Origin of the sequence: Stenotrophomonas sp. AS1, assembly GCF_048957655.1 — a bacterium.
GTDB classification, from domain to species: domain Bacteria; phylum Pseudomonadota; class Gammaproteobacteria; order Xanthomonadales; family Xanthomonadaceae; genus Stenotrophomonas; species Stenotrophomonas bentonitica_A.
Map to the genome: position 1 here is coordinate 102,826 of NZ_JARVXM010000003.1, position 16,962 is coordinate 119,787.

Sequence of the window (16,962 nt, forward strand, 5' to 3'; positions counted from 1 at the left end):
GTATTCCTTGAAAGGCTAGAGCGTGCGCGGAAGCGGCCACGCCTTGGCATGTTGCAGGTGTTCGGGCAGTGCGACGAGGGTATCGGCACCCCACGCCAGCGGATCGTCGGCGTCCAGCCGGTAGCCCCACAACGCGGCGACCGAGGCCATGCCGGCGGCGTTGGCGGCGACGATGTCGCGCTCGTCATCGCCCACATAGACACAGGTGCCCGGGGCGATGCCCATGCGTTCGGCGGCGATCAGCAGCGGCAGCGGATGCGGCTTGCGCTGGGCCAGGGTATCGCCGCCGATCAGCACCTTGCAGCGCTGTTCCCAGCCCAGCTGCGGCACGATCAGCCGGGCCAGGTATTCGGGCTTGTTGGTGACGATGCCCCAGGCACAGCCGGCCGCATCAAGCGCCTCGAGCATGCCGGCGATGCCGTCGAACAACACGGCGTGCTGGCCGATCAGGCCTTCGTAGCGCTCCAGGAACTCCGGCACCAGCGCATCGCGCTCGACCTGCCCCAGCGCGGGGAACGCCACCGAGACCATCGCACGCGAGCCTTTGGAGACCACCGGGCGCAGCGCGTCCAGGGTGATCGGCGCGCGCCCGCGGGCGGCCAGCATCGCATTGGCGGTGGCCAGCATGTCCGGCGCGCTGTCCAGCAGGGTGCCGTCCAGATCGAACAGCACCGCCGGCGGGAAACCGGCCTCAGACACGTGCGACGTCGTCCGGCTTGACCGCGTGGGCCAGGTAATTGATGTCGGTGCGCGTGCTCAGGCGGGCACGGTTGCGCCACGGCTCATAGGCCATGCCGCTGACATCGCGCAGGTCGAAATCGGCCTCGCGCAGCCACTTGCCCAGCTCGGCCGGCTTGATGAAATCCTGGTAGTGGTGCGTGCCTTTGGGCAGCAACCGCGCCACGTACTCGGCGCCGACAATCGCCACGGCGAACGCGGCCGGGGTGCGGTTGACGGTGGAGAGGAACAGCTGGCCGCCGGGCTTGAGCAGGCGGTGGCAGGCGGCGATGATCGCGCCCGGGTCCGGCACGTGCTCGAGCATTTCCATACAGGTGACCACGTCGAAGCTGCCCGGCTGTTCGGCGGCCAGGTCTTCAGCGGCCTGCACGCGGTAGTCGACGGTGACGCCGGTCTCCAACCCGTGCAGGCGTGCGACCTTGACCAGCTCCGGGGCCAGGTCGATCGCGGTCACGTCCGCGCCTTCCTTGGCCAGCGCTTCGCTGAACAGGCCGCCACCGCAGCCGATATCCAGCACGCGGGCGCCGCGCAGGGTCACGCGCCGGGCGACGTACTGCAGGCGCACCGGGTTCAGGGCATGCAGCGGCTTCTGCGGGCCGTCGACGTCCCACCAGCGGTTGGCGAGGGCGGCGAACTTGTCCAGTTCGGCCTGATCGAAATTGGTGGACGCATGGGGGGTGTTCATGGGGATCCTTGGTGCATCAAGCACGGATGTGTCGGATACGCTCGCGCCACTGGCGCGCGTTGGCGACGATCGCCGCGGTGTCCATGCCGACCAGTTCGCGCTGGACCAGCTTGGGCTGGCCGGCGATCCAGACATCGCTGACCTGATGGCGGCCGGCGGCATACACAAGCTGCGAGAGCACATGGTGCAGCGGTTGGGTTTCCAGTGCGGACAGGTCCACGCAGACCAGATCGGCCTGCTTGCCGACTTCGATCGAGCCGATGCGGTCACCGAAGCCCAGCGCGCGCGCGCCGCCCAGCGTGGCCGCACGCAGCGTGGTGGCCGCGTCCAGCGCGGTCGCGTCATTGGCGACGGCCTTGGCCAGGATCGCCGCAGTGCGGTTCTCGCTGAACATGTCCAGGTCGTTGTTGCTGGCGCAGCCGTCGGTGCCGATCGCCAGGTTCACGCCCGCACGCTGCAGCGCGCACGCCGGGCAGAAGCCGGAGGCCAGCTTGAGGTTGGATTCCGGGCAGTGCACCACGCTCACGCCGCGCTCGGCGCACAGGTGGATTTCGGCCTCGGTCAGCTGGGTCATGTGCACGGCGATCAGGCGGTCGTTGACCAGGCCCAGCCGGTCCAGGCGCGCCAGCGGGCGCTGGCCGTGCAGCTTGAGCGAGTCGCTGATTTCCTGCGCGGTTTCATGCGTGTGCAGGTGGACCTGCATGTCCAGCTGGTCGGACAGCATGCGCACGCGCTCGAAATTGGCGTCGTTGACGGTATACGGCGCATGCGGCGCGAACGAGGTGCCGATCAGCGGATCGTTGCGCCACTGGTCGTGCAGTTCGCCGGCCTTGGCGAAGTACTCGTCGTCGGTCTTGGCCCAGGCAGTCGGGAAATCGATGATCACCGCGCCGACCAGCGCACGGAACCCGTGCTGCTTGTAGACGGCGGCCTGGACGTCGGAGAAGAAGTAGTTCTCGTTGGCGCAGGTGGTGCCGCCGCGCAGCATCTCGGCGATGGCCAGGGTGGTGCCGTCGGCCACGAATTCCGGTCCGATCACCGCCGCTTCCACCGGCCAGATGTGCTGCTGCAACCAGACCATCAACGGCAGGTCGTCAGCGACGCCCCGCAGCAGGGTCATCGGGTTGTGGGTGTGCGCGTTGACCAGGCCCGGCATCAGCGCCGCATCGGGGCGCGAGACGGTCTGCTTCGGGGCAAAACGCGCACGCGCCTCGGCCCGCGGCAGGATCGCGATGATCTCGCTGCCACGCACGGCCACGGCATGGTCTTCCAGCACCACCGCATGCGGTTCGATCGGGACCACGTAACCGGCTTCGATCAACAGGTCACAGGCTTCGGGAATGCGGGCGGTGTCGGTCATGCGTGCTCACTGTGCTGGGCGGACGACCCGAAGGCGTGGGCGACCGGGACGCTTGGGGGGTAGAGCCGACCGTTGGTCGGCTTTACCGGGTGCGGTGACCGGTGGGTACCGCAGCCGACCAACGGTCGGCTCTACACGGTGCGGTGGCCGGTCGGTACTGCAGCCCACCAACGGTCGGCTCTACCCGGTGCGGTGACTGGCCGGTCCCGCAGCCGACCAGCGGTCGGCTCTACCGTAATCCGGCTTTGCCGGATTACTTGCCGGCGCGTGCGGAGTATTCGCCCGAACGGGTGTCGACCTTGATGATTTCATCCTGGTTGACGAACAGCGGCACGCGGACCACCGCGCCGGTTTCCAGGGTGGCCGGCTTGCCGCCGCCGCCCGAGGTGTCGCCACGGACGCCCGGATCGGTCTCGGTGATCTTCAGCTCGACGAAGTTCGGCGGCTGGACGAAGATCGGCTCGCCGTTCCAGAGGGTGACGATGCAGGACTCTTCGCCCTTCAGCCACTTCTCCGCGCCGCCCATGCCGGCCTTGGTGGCCTGGACCTGCTCGAAGGATTCCGGGTCCATGAAGTGCCAGAACTCGCCGTCGCTGTACATGAAGTCCATGTTGGTATCCACGACGTCGGCCTTCTCCACGTCATCGGTCGCCTTCATGGTCATTTCGACCACGCGGCCGGACTTGATGAAGCGGTACTTCATGCGGGTGAAGGCCTGGCCCTTGCCCGGCTTGACGTATTCGGTCTCGGTGATGACCGCTGGTTCATTGTTGACCAGGATCTTCATCCCGTTCTTGACGTCGTTCATGCCAACAGTGGCCATGCTGAAACTCCTGAATGGGCAAACGCCGCGCAGGCGCGGCGAGCCGGATAGAATGGGAAATCCCACCGACACCGGTGGGGTGACTCGATATTTCTGACCCACATGATAACCGCAGGCCCCCATTCCATGCAGCTTTCCGCCACGCCCCTGGCCGCCCCCGTCCGCTGGCAGCAACGGTGGCGCGAGGCGATCCGCGACCCGCGCGAGCTGCTGCGGCAGCTGGGGCTGGATCCGGTGGCGCTGGGGGTCTCGGATAAGGCGGCCGGCCAGTTCGCGGTGCGCGTACCGCAGGGCTTCGCGGCCCGGATGCGCCACGGCGACCGCCATGACCCCCTGCTGCGCCAGGTCCTGCCGATCACCGACGAGCTGAAGGTCGTGCCCGGCTTCAGCCTGGATGCGGTCGGCGACGGTGCGGCCAAGAAGGCCACCGGGGTCATCCAGAAGTACCGCGGCCGTGCCCTGCTGGTCACCACCGGCAGCTGTGCGATCAATTGCCGCTACTGCTTCCGCCGCCATTTCGACTACGGCACCGAAAACGCCGCCCGCGAGGGCTGGCGTGATGCGGTGGACGCGATCGCCCAGGACCCGGACATCGATGAGGTCATCCTGTCCGGGGGCGATCCGCTGTCGCTGGCCACGCACAAGCTGGTCGAGCTGACCGCGGCGCTGAAGCAGATTCCGCACCTGCGCCGGCTGCGCATCCACAGCCGCCTGCCGGTAGTCCTGCCCGAACGCGTGGATGACGAACTGGTGCAGTGGATCGCCTCGCTGCCGTGGCCGGTGGCGTTCGTGATCCATGCCAACCATGCCAACGAGTTCGATGCGTCGGTGGATGCCGCGATGGCGCGCCTGCGCGCGGCCGGTGCCACCCTGCTCAACCAGGCGGTGCTGTTGCGCGGGGTGAACGATTCGATCCAGGCGCTGCAGGCACTGAGCGAGCGCAGCTTCGCCGCCGGCGTGCTGCCCTATTACCTCTACCAGGTGGACCGGGTCGAGGGCGTGGCCCATTTCGAAGTGGCCGACGACACCGCCAAGGACCTGCATGCGCAGCTCACTGCGCGCCTGTCCGGCTACCTGGTGCCCAAGCTGGTCCGCGAGATCTCCGGCGACAGCAGCAAGCGCCCGGTCTGATCAGCTGCCCGATTCGAGCAGCTGCACCACATCGGTCGCGCTGACCGGATGGCTGAGCCAGTAACCCTGGGCCAGGTCGCAACCGCGCTGGGCCAGCAGGTCGAACTGCACTTCCTGCTCGATGCCCTCGGCCACCACGGTGATCCCCAGGGCATGGGCCATGGCGATGATGGCCGTGGTCAGGGCCAGGTCGTCCGCATCGCGCTGCATGTCGGCCACGAAACTCTTGTCGATCTTGACCCCGTCCACCGGCACCTGGCGCAGGTGGCTCAGGCCGGAGAAACCGGTCCCGAAATCGTCCAGCCACACCTTCACGCCGGTCCGGTGCAGCTTGTCCAGCAGGGCGGCGGCCAGCATTTCATCGCCGATCACCGCCGTTTCGGTCAGCTCCAGGTGCAGCCGCGAGGCCGGCAGGCCGGTGTCGCGCAGGCAGTCGGCGACCAGCGTGGGCAGTTCGCCGCCGCGCAACTGCCGCGGGGAGACGTTGACCGAAACGAACAGCCCTTCCCCATCGCCCCCGACCGGCCACTGCACCGCCTCGGTGCAGGCCGCGCGCAGCACCTTGGGGCCGATCACTTCGATCAGCCCGCTCTGCTCGGCCACTTCGATGAAGACCGACGGCGGGATCGTGCCCAGGGTCGGGTGCTGCCAGCGCAGCAGCACTTCCACGCCGACCATGCGGCGGTCGCGGGTGCGGAAGATCGGCTGGTAGGCCAGCCGCAGCTCGCCCCGCTCCCAGGCACCGCGCAGCTCCTGCTCCATGTGCACGCGGCGCTCGACCGCATGGTCCATCGCCCGGCTGTAGTAGCGGTAGCAGTTCTTGCCGGCCATCTTGGCCTGGTACATCGCGATGTCGCCGTTCTTGAGCAGCGTGGTGGCGTCGGCAGCGTCATCGGGGAACAGGGTCACGCCGATCGAGGAGCCCAGGAACAGCTCCCGGCCCTGCACCACCAGCGGCTTGCCCAGTTCGCGCACCAGGATCTCGGCCAGTTCGCGGGCCCCGGCAGCGACATCGCCCTCCCCGATCAGGATCACGAATTCATCGCCGCCAAAGCGCGCCAACAGCGCCTCGTCCCCACCGGCCTGGGCCACCGCCGCGCTGATGCGCTGGGCGAACTGCAGCAGCGCCTCGTCGCCGGCCTCGTGGCCGAGCGTGTCGTTGACGCGCTTGAAGTCGTCCATGTCCGCGAACAGCAGGCCCAGCCGGTGGCCGGAGGCCCGCGCGGCCATCAGCCGGTGGTCCAGCGCCTCGCGGAATGCCAGCCGGTTGGTCAGCCCGGTCAGGGCATCGGTATAGGCCATGTGCCGCACTTCGCGGTCGTGCCGGGCGATCGCCTGGCTCATCCGACCGAATGCACGCATCAGCTCACCGACTTCATCCTGGCGCCGGATCTCCGGCATCTGCAGGGTGTAGTCACCGGCCTCGATCTGGCGCGCCGCCCCGGCCAGCCAGCGGATCGGCGTCACCAGGGTGCGCTGCACGTAGATGATCACCACCGCACCAATCCCGACCAGCAGCCCGAGCATCAGCAGCAGCCAGCCCAGGTGGCGCTTGCCGACCTGCTGCAGGCGGTCGCCCAGGGTCTGGTTGGCCTGCTGCTCCATGGCCTGCACATCGTCCAGCGCCATGCCCACGCGCACCCCGCCGATCCGCTGGTTGCCGATCATGATCGGCATCGCGTTGTCGAGCACCTTGGGCGACTGCTGGACCACCAGCTCGCGCGCGCCGGCGGCACCGGCGGCGAGCGGGTCGGTCATCGGCTGGCCGAACTCCAGCACGTCCACCGTGCCGTCGTGGATCAGCCTGCCGTTCTCGTCGAACACCAGCACATAGCGCACCACCTGCTGCCGCGAGGTGTTGCGCACCAGCGCCCCGACCTGCTCCAGGTCGTTGTAGTACAGCGGGTTGGCCAGCGCATCGGACAACTCGCGGGCCAGTGCTTCACCACGGCTGCGCACACTGCGGTCGAACAGGTCATGGATGACCGTGCCGCTGAGATGCTGCACCTCGTCCTGCATCGTCGCCTGGCGCCCCAGCACCACGGCCACGATCGCCACCACGACCAGCATCGCGCCGCCCATCGCCAGCACGAAGCGGGCCTGCATTCCCGAACCCAAGCGACTCATTCCACTTCCATCCGCACGCGCGTCAAGCCTTGTTTCAATTCATCCAGCCGGTGCTGCATCTGCGCATCCACCCGGTGGAACCCGGAAGTACCAAAAAATGTCTTCAATGCCGGCTGCGCCTGGGGATCGGATGCGGCATCCAGCAGCACCTGCTGCAGCCGGTCGCGCACCTTCGGATCCAGCCCTTCGCGCACCATCTCCACCGCACGCGGATACGGTTCGGTGCGATGGATGACCCGGAAATCACGCAGGAAGTTGGCCGGAATGCGCTTGCCATCAGACCAGTCCACGCTGCTCACCGCACCGGCATCCACCAGGCCCTTGTGCACGAAGGTGGCGATGTTCGCCTCCGAGCGCGCGAAGACGTAACCGACGGTGTCCGGGGCGGCGACATCGCCCAGCGAGGAGAGAATCTCCGGTGTCTCGCCGTGCTGCAACAGGGTCATCACCGGCACCAGGTAGGCGCTGGTGGAGGCCGTGTTCTGCAGGGCCAGGGTGTGCCCGCGCAATGCTTCCAGCGTCTGGATGGGGCTGTCGCGGCGCACGAAGAACACGGTGTGGTACTCGCGCACGCCGCTGCGTTCGGTCAGCAGCAAGGGCCTGGCACCGCTGCGCAGCCCCAATGCCACGGCGGTGCCGGAGGTCTCGGTCACCCAGTCCACGCGGCCGCGGCGCAGGTAGCTGCCCATCTGCTGGGTATCACGCGCCATCAGGATCCGGCCTTCGGTGATGCCGACGTCGTGCAGGCGCGGAATCACGTAATCGAGCAGGGGCTGCAGCTGCGCATAGTGTGACCTCGGGTCGTCGCTGATCCGTCCCAGCACCAGGACATGGGCGGGTCCGGCAAACGCCGGACCGGTCATCGCGGCGATGGCCAGACACAGCAGTACGCTCTGCAGCAGCCTTCGCAGTCCCGACAAGCCCATCACTCCCCCCAAGGAATCGAGACAGACTACCCGAAAAAATGAGAACTGCGTCAGCTTACAGAGGCTTGTTGGTCGCCAATCGCGCCATGCGCTGTGCGTCGGACAGGATGCCGCGCAGCAGGCGCACTTCCTGTTCACTCAGTTCGGTGCGCAGGAACAGGCGGCGCAGCTTGCGCATCGCCGATTCAGGCGCACGGCCCTTGTGGAAGTCGATTTCATCCAGGGTGTCGCCAAGCTGGCCGAACAGGCCTTCGACCTGCGCATGGCTGGCCGGGGCTTCGCCGAAGCCGGGCTCGGCCGGCGCGGCGACCGGCGCATCGGCTGCGCCCAGGATCGCCATGCGCACTTCGTAGGCCAGGACCTGGACAGCGGCCGCCAGGTTCAAGGAGCTGAACTCAGGGTTGGACGGGATATGGACGGCGGCATGGCACAGCTGCAGCTCTTCGTTGGTCAGGCCGGTGCGCTCGCGGCCGAACACGAAGGCCACCTCGGCCGGTTCGGCGGCCTTGGCCAGCACGCGCTGGGCGGCCACGGCCGGCAGCAGTTCTTCCAGCTGGACCCGGCGCGAGCGGGCGGTACAGCCCAACACGAAGCGGCAGTCGGCCACGGCCTCGGCCAGGGTCGCCACCACCGGGGCATCGCCCAGGACATCCTCGGCGCCGGCCGAGCGGCGGAAGGCCTCCTCATCCAGCGGTTTCTCGGGCGCGACCAGGACCAGGCGGCCCAGCCCCATGGTTTTCATGGCCCGTGCGGCCGCCCCCATGTTTCCGGGGTGCTGGGTGCCGACCAGGACGAAGCGGATGCGGGCGGGAGCGGTTTCTACGGACATGAACGGGCCAAATGCGAGCAGGACAGCGACAAATGGTAAACTGTGCGACCGGCCTCTGCGCCGGGACCGCTCTTTTCCCCCGCCAAACCCCTACTCTGCCTTTACGGGAGCTTTTCGCCATGCAGAAACCCGCCGTCACCGTCATGGTCAAGGCCGCCCGCCTCGCCGGCAACGTCCTGTTGCGCAACATCAACAAGCTCGAGGCGTTGAACGTCGTGCAGAAGGGCCGCATGGACTATGCCAGTGAAGTCGATGCAGATGCGGAAAAGGTCATCGTCAAGGAACTCAAGCGCGCCTATCCCGAGTACGGGATCATGGGTGAGGAAGGTGGCGTGCAGTCGGTCAACCGTTACATGTGGGTCATCGATCCGCTGGACGGCACCAGCAACTACCTGCGCGGCTTCCCGCATTACTGCGTCTCCATCGCCCTGGTCGAGAACGGTGAGCCGATCGACGCGGTGATCTTCGATCCGCTCCGCAATGAGCTGTTCACCGCCAGCCGGGGTGCCGGCGCGGTGTTCAATGACCGCCGTATCCGTATTGCCGAGCGCAAGGATCTGGGCGGCGCGATGATCCATACCGGTTTTGCCCCGCGTGAGCGCCAGCGCACGAGTGCACAGCTGAAGGCGGTGGACGCGCTGCTGGTGCAGGCCGAAGACGTGCGGCGCACGGGCTCGGCCGCGCTGGATCTGGCCTACGTGGCCTGTGGCCGTGCCGACGCGTATTTCGAGGCCGGCGTGAAGGCCTGGGATATCGCCGCCGGTGTGCTGCTGGTCCGCGAAGCCGGTGGCCGCGTATGCGACTTCAAGGGCGCCACGCCGGCCCGCATGGACAGCCGTGGTCCGGAAACCCAGCAGATCGTTGCCGGCAATGTGAAGATCAGCGATGCGCTGCAGAAGGTGCTGGTCAATACCGGCTACGCGGCCGAGTTCGACGCGAAGTTCTGATCGGGCTGGTTCTGGTCTGCATGACGACGGCGCCTTCGGGCGCCGTTGTTGTGTGTGGGAACAAAAACGCCCGGCGAAAGCCGGGCGTTGTAGTCAGCGCATCGCGGTGCGGATCACACCACGGTGTTGTTGGCAGCGCGCAGGGCGGCGATGCGCTCGTCCAGCGGGGGGTGGCTCATGAACAGCTTCCTGGCGGCGCCGCCGGCGATGCCGAAGGCGGCGATCTGGGTCGGCAGGGTGCTCTGGCCGTGGTTGACCTTGAGGCGCTCCAGGGCGGCGATCATCTTCTGGCGGCCGGCCAGGTGCGCGCCACCGGCGTCGGCGCGGAACTCGCGGTGACGGGAGAACCACATGGAGATCATGGTGGCGAACAGGCCGAACACCATTTCCAGGACGAACACGATGATGTAGTAGGCAAAGCCGCGGCCGCCGCCTTCGCGGTTGCCGGACAGGGCGCTGTCGATGAAGCCACCGACGATGCGGGCCAGGACGATCACGAAGGTATTGAGCACGCCCTGCAGCAGGGCCATGGTGACCATGTCGCCGTTGGCGACGTGGGCGATTTCATGGCCCAGCACGGCTTCGGCTTCGTCTTCGCTCATGTTGTGCAGCAGGCCGGTGGAGACCGCGACCAGCGCCTTGTTTCGGTTGGCGCCGGTGGCGAAGGCGTTGATTTCCGGACCGTCGTAAACGGCCACTTCGGGCATGCCGATGCCGGCTTCACGGGCCTGGCGCTCGACCGTGGCCAGCAGCCAGCGTTCGGTCTGGTTGCGCGGCTCGGTGATCACCACCGCGCCGGTGGAGCGCTTGGCCATGAACTTGGAGAGCAGCAGGGAAATGAACGAGCCACCGAAGCCGAAGATCGCTGCAAAGATCAGCAGGCCGCTCATCTGGTTGGGATTGACGCCCGCCACCGACATCACGATGCCGGCCAGGATCAGCACCGCAAAGTTGGTCAGCAGGAAGAGAGCAATGCGACTGAACATGGGAAAAGGACGCTCGTTGGAGGTTGATGACTGCAAATCTGCGGGGACTTCAGCTTGAATTCAAGTCGCAAACTGACCGACGATTCATAGTCCATGTCCGATTCCTCCTATTGCGGGCGCTTCGCGCCCTCGCCCACCGGCCCGCTGCACCCCGGCTCGCTGCTGGCGGCGCTGGGCAGCTGGCTGCTCGCGCGCCATGCCGGCGGCCGCTGGCTGGTGCGGGTGGAGGATGTCGATCCTCCTCGAACGGTGCCCGGTGCGGTGAACGGCCAACTGGCCGTGTTGGCAGCCTTCGGGCTGTGCAGTGACGGGCCGATCGTCCACCAGAGCCAGCGCGGCGCGCTGTACCAGGCGGCGCTGGACCGGCTGCTGCGCGAGGGCAAGGCGTTCGCCTGCCATTGCAGCCGCAGCGAGCTGGCCGCGCAGGGCGGCATCCATCACCACTGCGTGGCCCGCGCCGCGCGTGCGCAACCGGCGGTGAGGCTGCGGGTACCGCCAGGCAGCGTGGTGGGGTTCGAGGACGGCCTGCAGGGCCGGATCGTGCAGGACGTGCACGCCGAGGTCGGCGACTTCGTGCTGCGCCGGGCCGACGGTTACTGGGCATATCAGCTGGCGGTGATGGTCGACGATGGCGCGCAGCACGTGACCGACGTGGTCCGGGGCGCGGACCTGCTCGACTCCACCCCACGCCAGATCCTGTTGCAGCAGGCGCTGGGCTTGCCGACCCCGCGCTACCTGCATCTGCCGCTGCTGCTGGGTCCCGATGGGCGCAAGCTCTCCAAGTCCGAGGCCGCACTGCCGATCGACCCTGCCGACCCGCTGCCGGCCCTGCGCCGGGCCTGGGCGCAGCTCGGCCAGGACCCGGCGATCGGCGCGGGTGTCGAGGACGTTTCCGGTTGGCTGCACCAGGCGGCGGCCTGCTTCGATCCGGTGCGATTGCCACCGGGCGACATCCCCATGCGGCAAGCGGCTGACGGGGCTGCCCCTTTTGCCCGCTGATGTTGCAGAATCCTGTTCCCCCTTGTTGGCCCTGCCTTTCGGAGTAGCTGCTCATGACATCTCGCGTCGCACTGGTCACCGGTGGTACCGGCGGTATCGGTACTGCCATCTGCCAACGCCTGGCCGACCAGGGCCATCGGGTCGCCACCAACTACCGTGACGAGGCCAAGGCCAAGGCCTGGCGCGAGAAGATGCTGGCCCGCGGCTGCGATGTGGCGATCTTTCCGGGCGATGTATCCGAGCCGGACACAGCCGAAAGCATGGTGCAGGCCGTCGAAGCGGCGCTGGGCCCGGTCGAGATCCTGATCAACAACGCCGGCATCACCCGCGACACCACGTTCCATCGCATGCGTGCGGACCAGTGGCACGATGTCATCAACACCAACCTCAACTCGGTGTTCAACGTCACCCGCCCGGTGATCGAGGGGATGCGCCGCCGCGGCTGGGGCCGGGTCATCCAGATCAGCTCGATCAACGGCCTGAAGGGCCAGTACGGCCAGGCCAACTACGCGGCGGCCAAGGCCGGCATGCACGGTTTCACCATTTCCCTGGCCCGTGAGAACGCGGGTTTCGGGATCACCGTGAACACCATCTCTCCGGGCTACGTGGCAACGGACATGGTGATGGCCGTGCCGGACGAAGTGCGCGCCAAGATCATCGCCGACATTCCTACCGGCCGCCTCGGCAAGCCGGAGGAAATCGCTTACGCGGTGGCGTTCCTGGTCAACGAGGAGGCCTCCTGGATCACCGGCTCCAACCTGGACATCAACGGTGGCCACCACATGGGGTGGTAAGGGCGGCGCTGCGCCGAGGGCGCGCGGACCGGGCGGGATGCGCGTGCCAACGGCGGGCGAAGGGCCAAATTGCTGCACCCTATGCTGCGCAACATAAATGCGGGCCCTTGCTACTTATGGCGGTTGCATAGGCTGCTGCACTGCGCCATGCTGCGCGCCTACTGTGATGAGTGACTGCTTCATGGCTGCGACCCGCATTATCAAGAAGTATCCGAACCGCCGGCTCTACGACACGGAAATCTCCAGCTACATCACCATAGAGGATGTGCGCCAGCTGATCCTGGATGGTGAGGACTTCGAGGTGCGCGATGCCAAGAGCGGTGATGACCTGACCCGCTCGGTGCTGCTGCAGATCATCGCCGACCAGGAACAGGACGGCGAACCGATGCTGTCCACCCAGCTGCTCAGCCAGCTGATCCGCTTCTATGGCGATTCGCTGCAGGGCTTCATGGGCAATTACCTGGAGCGCAGCATGCAGGTCTTCCTGGACCAGCAGCAGCAGTTCCGCCAGCAGATGGGCAATCTGCTCGGCCAGACCCCGTGGGCGATGATGAACCAGCTGACCGAGCGCAACATGGAAATGTGGCAGGACTTCCAGCGCAACATGGGCACCGGCTTCGGCGGCCGCCCGGGCGGCACCGGAACCGGTACCGGTACCGGCACGGGAACCGGCAAGAAGCCGGAAACCCCGGCGCCGGGCGCAGGCAAGACCCGCCGCTGAGACCGGTTCCGCTGCAGAAAAGAAAAAGGCGCAGCCTCCGGGCCGCGCCTTTTCTCGTTCCGGGGCCAGGCGTCACTGTCGACGCCCCTGTGCCCGATGCCCTCAGCGCTTGGGCTTGGCGCAACCGGTGCAGACGCGCTCGACCTTGTATCCCTTGGCGCGCAGCTTCTCCACGACCCCATCGTTGCCCAGCAGATGCAGCGTGCCGACCACCACCAGCGTGCCCCCCTGCCCGGCCTGCAGGTGCTGCTGCAGCTTCGGCACCCAGGCATCATTGCGGTCGGTGTTGATGCGCTTGTACAGCTGCGGGTACTGGCCGCGCATCTCGGTGGCCATCGAGGTCCACAGCAGCTTGTCGTCTCCGCGGCGCCAGGCATCGTGCAGCTTGCGCCCCATTTCATCGCCCTTGCCGGCCTGCTCGAGGGCTTCGGCCACCATCTGCTGCTGTTCCTTGGCCGACATGCCCGACAGCACCGCGATCTGCGTGTCGATATCCTCCAGACCGGCAGTCGCCTTGCCCGCGCTGGCGGCCCGTGTCATGAAATGCCGGTCCAGCCCCAGCGCCGGGTCCAGGCCCATCTTGGTGAACTGGCTCAGGGTGATGGTCAGGCCGACGAACCACGGTTTCATGCCCTGCAACTGGGCCAGCGGCAGCTTGTTTTCCTGCGCATAGGCCTGCAGCCGGGTCCAAGTGGCCGCATCGAGGTCGCGCTTGAGTTCCGAGCCATCGGTACGCATCGCCGCCTGCACCATCTTCTGTGCCAGTTCGGGCGACTCCATGTCCTGCGGCGAGAGTTCGAACACCACCCGCTGCGAGGCGGCGAAGGCCTGGTCGACATCCGCCGACAGCGGGTAGTCCGTGGGCTGCAGCAGATGGAACGAGCCCAGAAGGTACACGCGGCTGTCGCCCGGGCCGGTGACCTTCCACAGCAGTGGAACCGGCGGACTGGCCTTGGCGGCTGCGGGTGCACGCGGCGCGACCGGGCGCGCGTCGGCGCTGACCGTGCCGGCCAACAGGCCCGCAGCAATCAGCAACGGGGACAACAGACGCGACAACATCGACATGTTCAAGCCTCTCCTTCGGGGGCGTGGTACGCCTGCTCACCGGCGTCCACGCGCAGGTCCAGGCGGTTTTCAGGGGGCGTCAGCGGACAGGTGGCAAAGGGCGTGAACGCGCACGGCGGGTTGTAGGCCTGGTTGAAATCGATCACCACGCGGCCCTGGTCATCCGGCGCAGGCAGATCCAGATAACGGCCGGCCGGATAACTGCCGTGACCACTGGTACGGTCACCAAAGATCACGAACAGCGCGCGACCCGGCTCGCCGATGGCTTCCAGCCGCCAGGTGCGGCCGTCCCGCTCGAACTCCAGGGCGCCCGCATTGGGCATGTTCGTGGTCAGGCCGGTGATGTCCACGATCGGCAGCGTCTGGCCGGCCGGGTGCGGCACGAAGCGCGCCGTGACGCGCCACGACGCGCCGCCCGGCCAGTACGTCAAGCCGGTGAAGTTCGTCCGCGAAGGCGCGTCGGCGTGCTTGACCCGCAGCGCGAACCGCTCGCCGCGATGGATCAGGCTGAGTCGGCCCTTGCCGTCGTCGAAGGCGATGACGGTCGGGGTCGGATCGCGATCGCTGAAGAAGCGGATGCGGCCGGTGACCGGCTTGCCATCCACCTGCATCGCCACCCCACGCTCGGGCGTGAACCAGACGGTGTCACCCTCGCGCGCGACCATGCCCAGCTTGTCCGGGCCGACCGCCAGGCGGATGCCGCTGCCCGGGCCGCGACCGATGTAATGCGCTTTGTATTCCAGCCAATGCAGGCCGACCAGGCTGGTCCAGCCGTCGGCGGCATGCAGTTGCTCGTAGCGCTGTTGGCGCCACTGCTGCTGTTCGGCCTCGAAGGCTGGATCGATCGCCACCTTCGCAGGGGCATCCACCGCTTTTTCGCCACATCCCGACACGCTCACTGCCAGCAGCAATACCGCCGCCCACACTCCCCAGTGCTTGCCCATGACCGTCCTCTCAACGTCCGCGCAGGAACCAGCGGTCGATTTCCGCCAGCGAAAAACGGGCCCAGGTCGGCCGGCCGTGATTGCACTGACCCGAGCGTTCGGTGATTTCCATGTCGCGCAGCAGGCCGTTCATTTCCGGCACGGTCAGGCGCCGGTTCGCGCGCACCGCGCCGTGGCAGGCCATGGTCGACAGCAGTTCGTCGCGGGCGCTGGCGATGCGACGGCTCTGGCCATGCTCGCGCAGGTCGGTCAGCACATCGCGCAGCAGCGCCTCTGGCTCGGCATTGGCCAGCAGGGCGGGAATGCTGCGCACGTGCAGCGAGCCGGGGCCGGCGCGGGTGACTTCAAAGCCCAGCGAGGTCAAGGTCTCCGCTTCGCGTTCGGCGGTGTCGGCGTCGCGCTCGCCGACCGCCAGGGTGATCGGCACCAGCAGCGGCTGCGAATGCAGGCCCATGCCGTCGTGTGCGGTTTTCAGGCGCTCATAGCCGATGCGTTCGTGCGCGGCATGCATGTCCACCACGATCAGGCCTTCGGCATTTTCGGCGAGAATGTAGATGCCATGCAGCTGCGCGATCGCATAGCCCAGCGGGGGTACGCCACTGTCGGCCGCCGTGACTGGCAAACCACTTTCGGTTGGCATCGGCGGCAGGCTGCCGCCGGCGGCGGTGCCACCGGGCGCGCCATACAGCGCCGCATAGGCGGAGGGGGCATCGGCCACGCGCAGGCCCAGTGGCGATTGCTGCGGGCGCCAGTCGCCGCCCATGCCACCCCCACCGCCACCACTGCCGGCGAGTGCATAGCCCCCATTGCCTGACGACGGCAGACCGTAGGCCGGCGCCGCGGTCGCGGCACTCTCCGTGGCGTGCACCTGCGTGCCGGCAGCGGTCATGCCGGCGCGCGTTTCCGCCAGCGCTTCCTTGAGCGTGCGGTACACAAAATCGTGGATCAGGCGCGAATCGCGGAAGCGCACTTCATGCTTGGCCGGATGCACGTTGACGTCGACACGGGTCGGGTCCAGCTCCAGGAACAGCACATACGCCGGCTGGCGACCATGGAACAGCACGTCGCCGTAGGCCATCTTCACCGCGTGGGCGACGCTGCGGTCACGCACCGAGCGGCCGTTGACGTACAGGTACTGCTGATCGGTGCTGGCCCGCGAGTAATGGGGCTGCGCGATCCAGCCGTGCAGGCGCAGGCCGGCACCGCTGTGGTCCACGCGCAGCGCCTGGTTGGCGAAGTCTTCGCCCAGCGTCTCGCCCAGGCGCGCGTCCGAGTACAGATCGCCGGGCTTGTAGCGGCGCGAAGGTTTGCCGTTGTGCGACACGCGCAGCTCGACATCCGGCCGCGCCAGCGCGAGCGAGCGCAGCCACTCTTCGATATGGCCCAGCTCGGTGCGCTCGGCGCGCAGGAACTTGCGGCGGGCCGGCACGTTGTAGAACAGCTCGCGCACTTCGACCGTGGTGCCCGGCGCATGCGCGCGCGGGGTCACCTCGCCAAGCCGGCCGCCTTCGATCTGCAACGCCGAGCCGTGCTCGTCGATGGCACGGCGCGAGCTCAGGGTGAAGCGGCTGACCGAGGCGATCGACGGCAACGCTTCGCCGCGGAAGCCGAGCGTGGCCACCGACTCCAGATCATCCAGGCTGGCGATCTTGCTGGTCGCATGGCGCGACACCGCCAGCGGCAGCTCTTCCGGTGCAATGCCACCGCCGTCATCGCGGATGCGGATCAGCCGCACGCCGCCCTCTTCCAGGTCGATATCAACCCGCGTGGCGCCGGCGTCCAGCGCGTTCTCGACCAGTTCCTTGACCACGGACGCGGGCCGCTCGACCACTTCGCCAGCGGCGATCTGGTTGATCAGGATCTCGGGAAGCTGGCGGATGCTCATGC

General features: G+C 67.5%; 16 protein-coding genes. 5 read left to right on the forward strand and 11 right to left on the reverse strand.

Features of this window, described 5'->3' with window-relative positions; all coding sequences use genetic code 11:
• Positions 1 to 15 precede the first annotated feature (15 nt).
• The 4 genes from PV764_RS04690 to efp all read right to left on the reverse strand — a co-directional run bounded on the left by PV764_RS04690 (position 16) and on the right by efp (position 3,606).
• Positions 16 to 699 carry a phosphoglycolate phosphatase gene (locus tag PV764_RS04690; protein ID WP_284129020.1) on the reverse strand — a complete coding sequence of 228 codons (684 nt, stop codon included), beginning with the start codon at positions 697 to 699 and terminating at the stop codon, positions 16 to 18.
• Positions 692 to 1,423 carry a bifunctional 2-polyprenyl-6-hydroxyphenol methylase/3-demethylubiquinol 3-O-methyltransferase UbiG gene (gene ubiG / locus PV764_RS04695; RefSeq protein ID WP_421116244.1) on the reverse strand — a complete coding sequence of 244 codons (732 nt, stop codon included), beginning with the start codon at positions 1,421 to 1,423 and terminating at the stop codon, positions 692 to 694. Before ubiG ends, PV764_RS04690 begins: the two co-directional genes overlap by 8 nt.
• Before the next feature lie 16 nt (positions 1,424 to 1,439).
• Entirely contained in the window at positions 1,440 to 2,783 is a 1,344-nt protein-coding gene (locus tag PV764_RS04700) for a TRZ/ATZ family hydrolase (protein ID WP_019182821.1), read from the reverse strand.
• Between the two features lie 253 nt (positions 2,784 to 3,036).
• Positions 3,037 to 3,606, reverse strand: coding sequence for an elongation factor P (efp, locus tag PV764_RS04705; RefSeq protein WP_019182820.1), 570 nt, complete (start codon positions 3,604 to 3,606; stop codon positions 3,037 to 3,039).
• Between the two features lie 126 nt (positions 3,607 to 3,732).
• On the opposite strand from efp, the gene epmB reads away from it, so the two are divergent.
• Positions 3,733 to 4,737: an EF-P beta-lysylation protein EpmB gene (epmB, locus tag PV764_RS04710; protein ID WP_284129017.1), complete on the forward strand. Its 1,005-nt coding sequence runs from the start codon at positions 3,733 to 3,735 to the stop codon at positions 4,735 to 4,737.
• On the opposite strand, the gene PV764_RS04715 is transcribed toward epmB, so the two are convergent.
• From PV764_RS04715 to PV764_RS04725, 3 genes are read right to left on the reverse strand one after another with little or no spacing between them, the layout of a single operon-like run.
• Positions 4,738 to 6,864 carry a putative bifunctional diguanylate cyclase/phosphodiesterase gene (locus PV764_RS04715; RefSeq protein ID WP_070425552.1) on the reverse strand — a complete coding sequence of 709 codons (2,127 nt, stop codon included), beginning with the start codon at positions 6,862 to 6,864 and terminating at the stop codon, positions 4,738 to 4,740.
• Positions 6,861 to 7,790 carry a phosphate/phosphite/phosphonate ABC transporter substrate-binding protein gene (locus tag PV764_RS04720; protein WP_019182817.1) on the reverse strand — a complete coding sequence of 310 codons (930 nt, stop codon included), beginning with the start codon at positions 7,788 to 7,790 and terminating at the stop codon, positions 6,861 to 6,863. Before PV764_RS04720 ends, PV764_RS04715 begins: the two co-directional genes overlap by 4 nt.
• Positions 7,791 to 7,845: 55 nt before the next feature.
• Positions 7,846 to 8,619, reverse strand: a complete 774-nt coding sequence (locus tag PV764_RS04725) for an RNA methyltransferase (protein ID WP_019182816.1) — start codon at positions 8,617 to 8,619, stop codon at positions 7,846 to 7,848.
• A gap of 119 nt (positions 8,620 to 8,738) precedes the next feature.
• Between PV764_RS04725 and PV764_RS04730 the strand changes: the two genes are divergently transcribed.
• Entirely contained in the window at positions 8,739 to 9,566 is an 828-nt protein-coding gene (locus tag PV764_RS04730) for an inositol monophosphatase family protein (RefSeq protein WP_019182815.1), read from the forward strand.
• A gap of 113 nt (positions 9,567 to 9,679) precedes the next feature.
• Here the strand turns inward: PV764_RS04730 and htpX are convergent, their stop codons facing one another.
• Positions 9,680 to 10,552, reverse strand: a complete 873-nt coding sequence (htpX, locus tag PV764_RS04735; protein WP_019182814.1) for a protease HtpX — start codon at positions 10,550 to 10,552, stop codon at positions 9,680 to 9,682.
• 93 nt (positions 10,553 to 10,645) lie between these two features.
• On the opposite strand from htpX, the gene gluQRS reads away from it, so the two are divergent.
• The 3 genes from gluQRS (at position 10,646) to phaR (ending at position 13,066) form a co-directional block, all read left to right on the forward strand.
• Positions 10,646 to 11,551: a tRNA glutamyl-Q(34) synthetase GluQRS gene (gene gluQRS / locus PV764_RS04740; protein ID WP_421116245.1), complete on the forward strand. Its 906-nt coding sequence runs from the start codon at positions 10,646 to 10,648 to the stop codon at positions 11,549 to 11,551.
• Positions 11,552 to 11,604: 53 nt separating this feature from the next.
• A complete protein-coding gene (gene phbB, locus PV764_RS04745) occupies positions 11,605 to 12,345 on the forward strand; it encodes an acetoacetyl-CoA reductase (RefSeq protein WP_019182812.1) in 741 nt (246 codons plus the stop codon).
• A gap of 181 nt (positions 12,346 to 12,526) precedes the next feature.
• Positions 12,527 to 13,066, forward strand: a complete 540-nt coding sequence (gene phaR, locus PV764_RS04750; RefSeq protein ID WP_019182811.1) for a polyhydroxyalkanoate synthesis repressor PhaR — start codon at positions 12,527 to 12,529, stop codon at positions 13,064 to 13,066.
• A gap of 102 nt (positions 13,067 to 13,168) precedes the next feature.
• Here phaR and PV764_RS04755 read toward each other — a convergent pair whose 3' ends face one another.
• Genes PV764_RS04755 through mutL form a run of 3 tightly spaced genes read right to left on the reverse strand, consistent with a single transcriptional unit; the run spans position 13,169 to position 16,960 of the window.
• Complete coding sequence (locus PV764_RS04755; RefSeq protein WP_019182810.1) at positions 13,169 to 14,131, reverse strand: TraB/GumN family protein; 963 nt, start codon at positions 14,129 to 14,131, stop codon at positions 13,169 to 13,171.
• Positions 14,132 to 14,133: 2 nt separating this feature from the next.
• The gene (locus PV764_RS04760) at positions 14,134 to 15,075 is read right to left on the reverse strand and encodes a DUF1684 domain-containing protein (protein ID WP_019182809.1); all 942 of its coding nucleotides are present in this window, start codon (positions 15,073 to 15,075) and stop codon (positions 14,134 to 14,136) included.
• A 10-nt stretch (positions 15,076 to 15,085) separates the two neighbouring features.
• Positions 15,086 to 16,960, reverse strand: coding sequence for a DNA mismatch repair endonuclease MutL (gene mutL, locus PV764_RS04765; RefSeq protein WP_421116246.1), 1,875 nt, complete (start codon positions 16,958 to 16,960; stop codon positions 15,086 to 15,088).
• Positions 16,961 to 16,962: the final 2 nt, after the last annotated feature.

Coding starts and splice junctions, on each gene's coding strand:
- ubiG (WP_421116244.1), bottom strand. CDS start 1,423: ATGAACACCCCCCATGCGTCCACCAATTTCGATCAGGCCGAACTGGAC.
- PV764_RS04700 (WP_019182821.1), bottom strand. CDS start 2,783: ATGACCGACACCGCCCGCATTCCCGAAGCCTGTGACCTGTTGATCGAA.
- efp (WP_019182820.1), bottom strand. CDS start 3,606: ATGGCCACTGTTGGCATGAACGACGTCAAGAACGGGATGAAGATCCTG.
- epmB (WP_284129017.1), top strand. CDS start 3,733: ATGCAGCTTTCCGCCACGCCCCTGGCCGCCCCCGTCCGCTGGCAGCAA.
- PV764_RS04715 (WP_070425552.1), bottom strand. CDS start 6,864: ATGAGTCGCTTGGGTTCGGGAATGCAGGCCCGCTTCGTGCTGGCGATG.
- PV764_RS04720 (WP_019182817.1), bottom strand. CDS start 7,790: ATGGGCTTGTCGGGACTGCGAAGGCTGCTGCAGAGCGTACTGCTGTGT.
- PV764_RS04725 (WP_019182816.1), bottom strand. CDS start 8,619: ATGTCCGTAGAAACCGCTCCCGCCCGCATCCGCTTCGTCCTGGTCGGC.
- PV764_RS04730 (WP_019182815.1), top strand. CDS start 8,739: ATGCAGAAACCCGCCGTCACCGTCATGGTCAAGGCCGCCCGCCTCGCC.
- htpX (WP_019182814.1), bottom strand. CDS start 10,552: ATGTTCAGTCGCATTGCTCTCTTCCTGCTGACCAACTTTGCGGTGCTG.
- gluQRS (WP_421116245.1), top strand. CDS start 10,646: ATGTCCGATTCCTCCTATTGCGGGCGCTTCGCGCCCTCGCCCACCGGC.
- phbB (WP_019182812.1), top strand. CDS start 11,605: ATGACATCTCGCGTCGCACTGGTCACCGGTGGTACCGGCGGTATCGGT.
- phaR (WP_019182811.1), top strand. CDS start 12,527: ATGGCTGCGACCCGCATTATCAAGAAGTATCCGAACCGCCGGCTCTAC.
- PV764_RS04755 (WP_019182810.1), bottom strand. CDS start 14,131: ATGTCGATGTTGTCGCGTCTGTTGTCCCCGTTGCTGATTGCTGCGGGC.
- PV764_RS04760 (WP_019182809.1), bottom strand. CDS start 15,075: ATGGGCAAGCACTGGGGAGTGTGGGCGGCGGTATTGCTGCTGGCAGTG.
- mutL (WP_421116246.1), bottom strand. CDS start 16,960: ATGAGCATCCGCCAGCTTCCCGAGATCCTGATCAACCAGATCGCCGCT.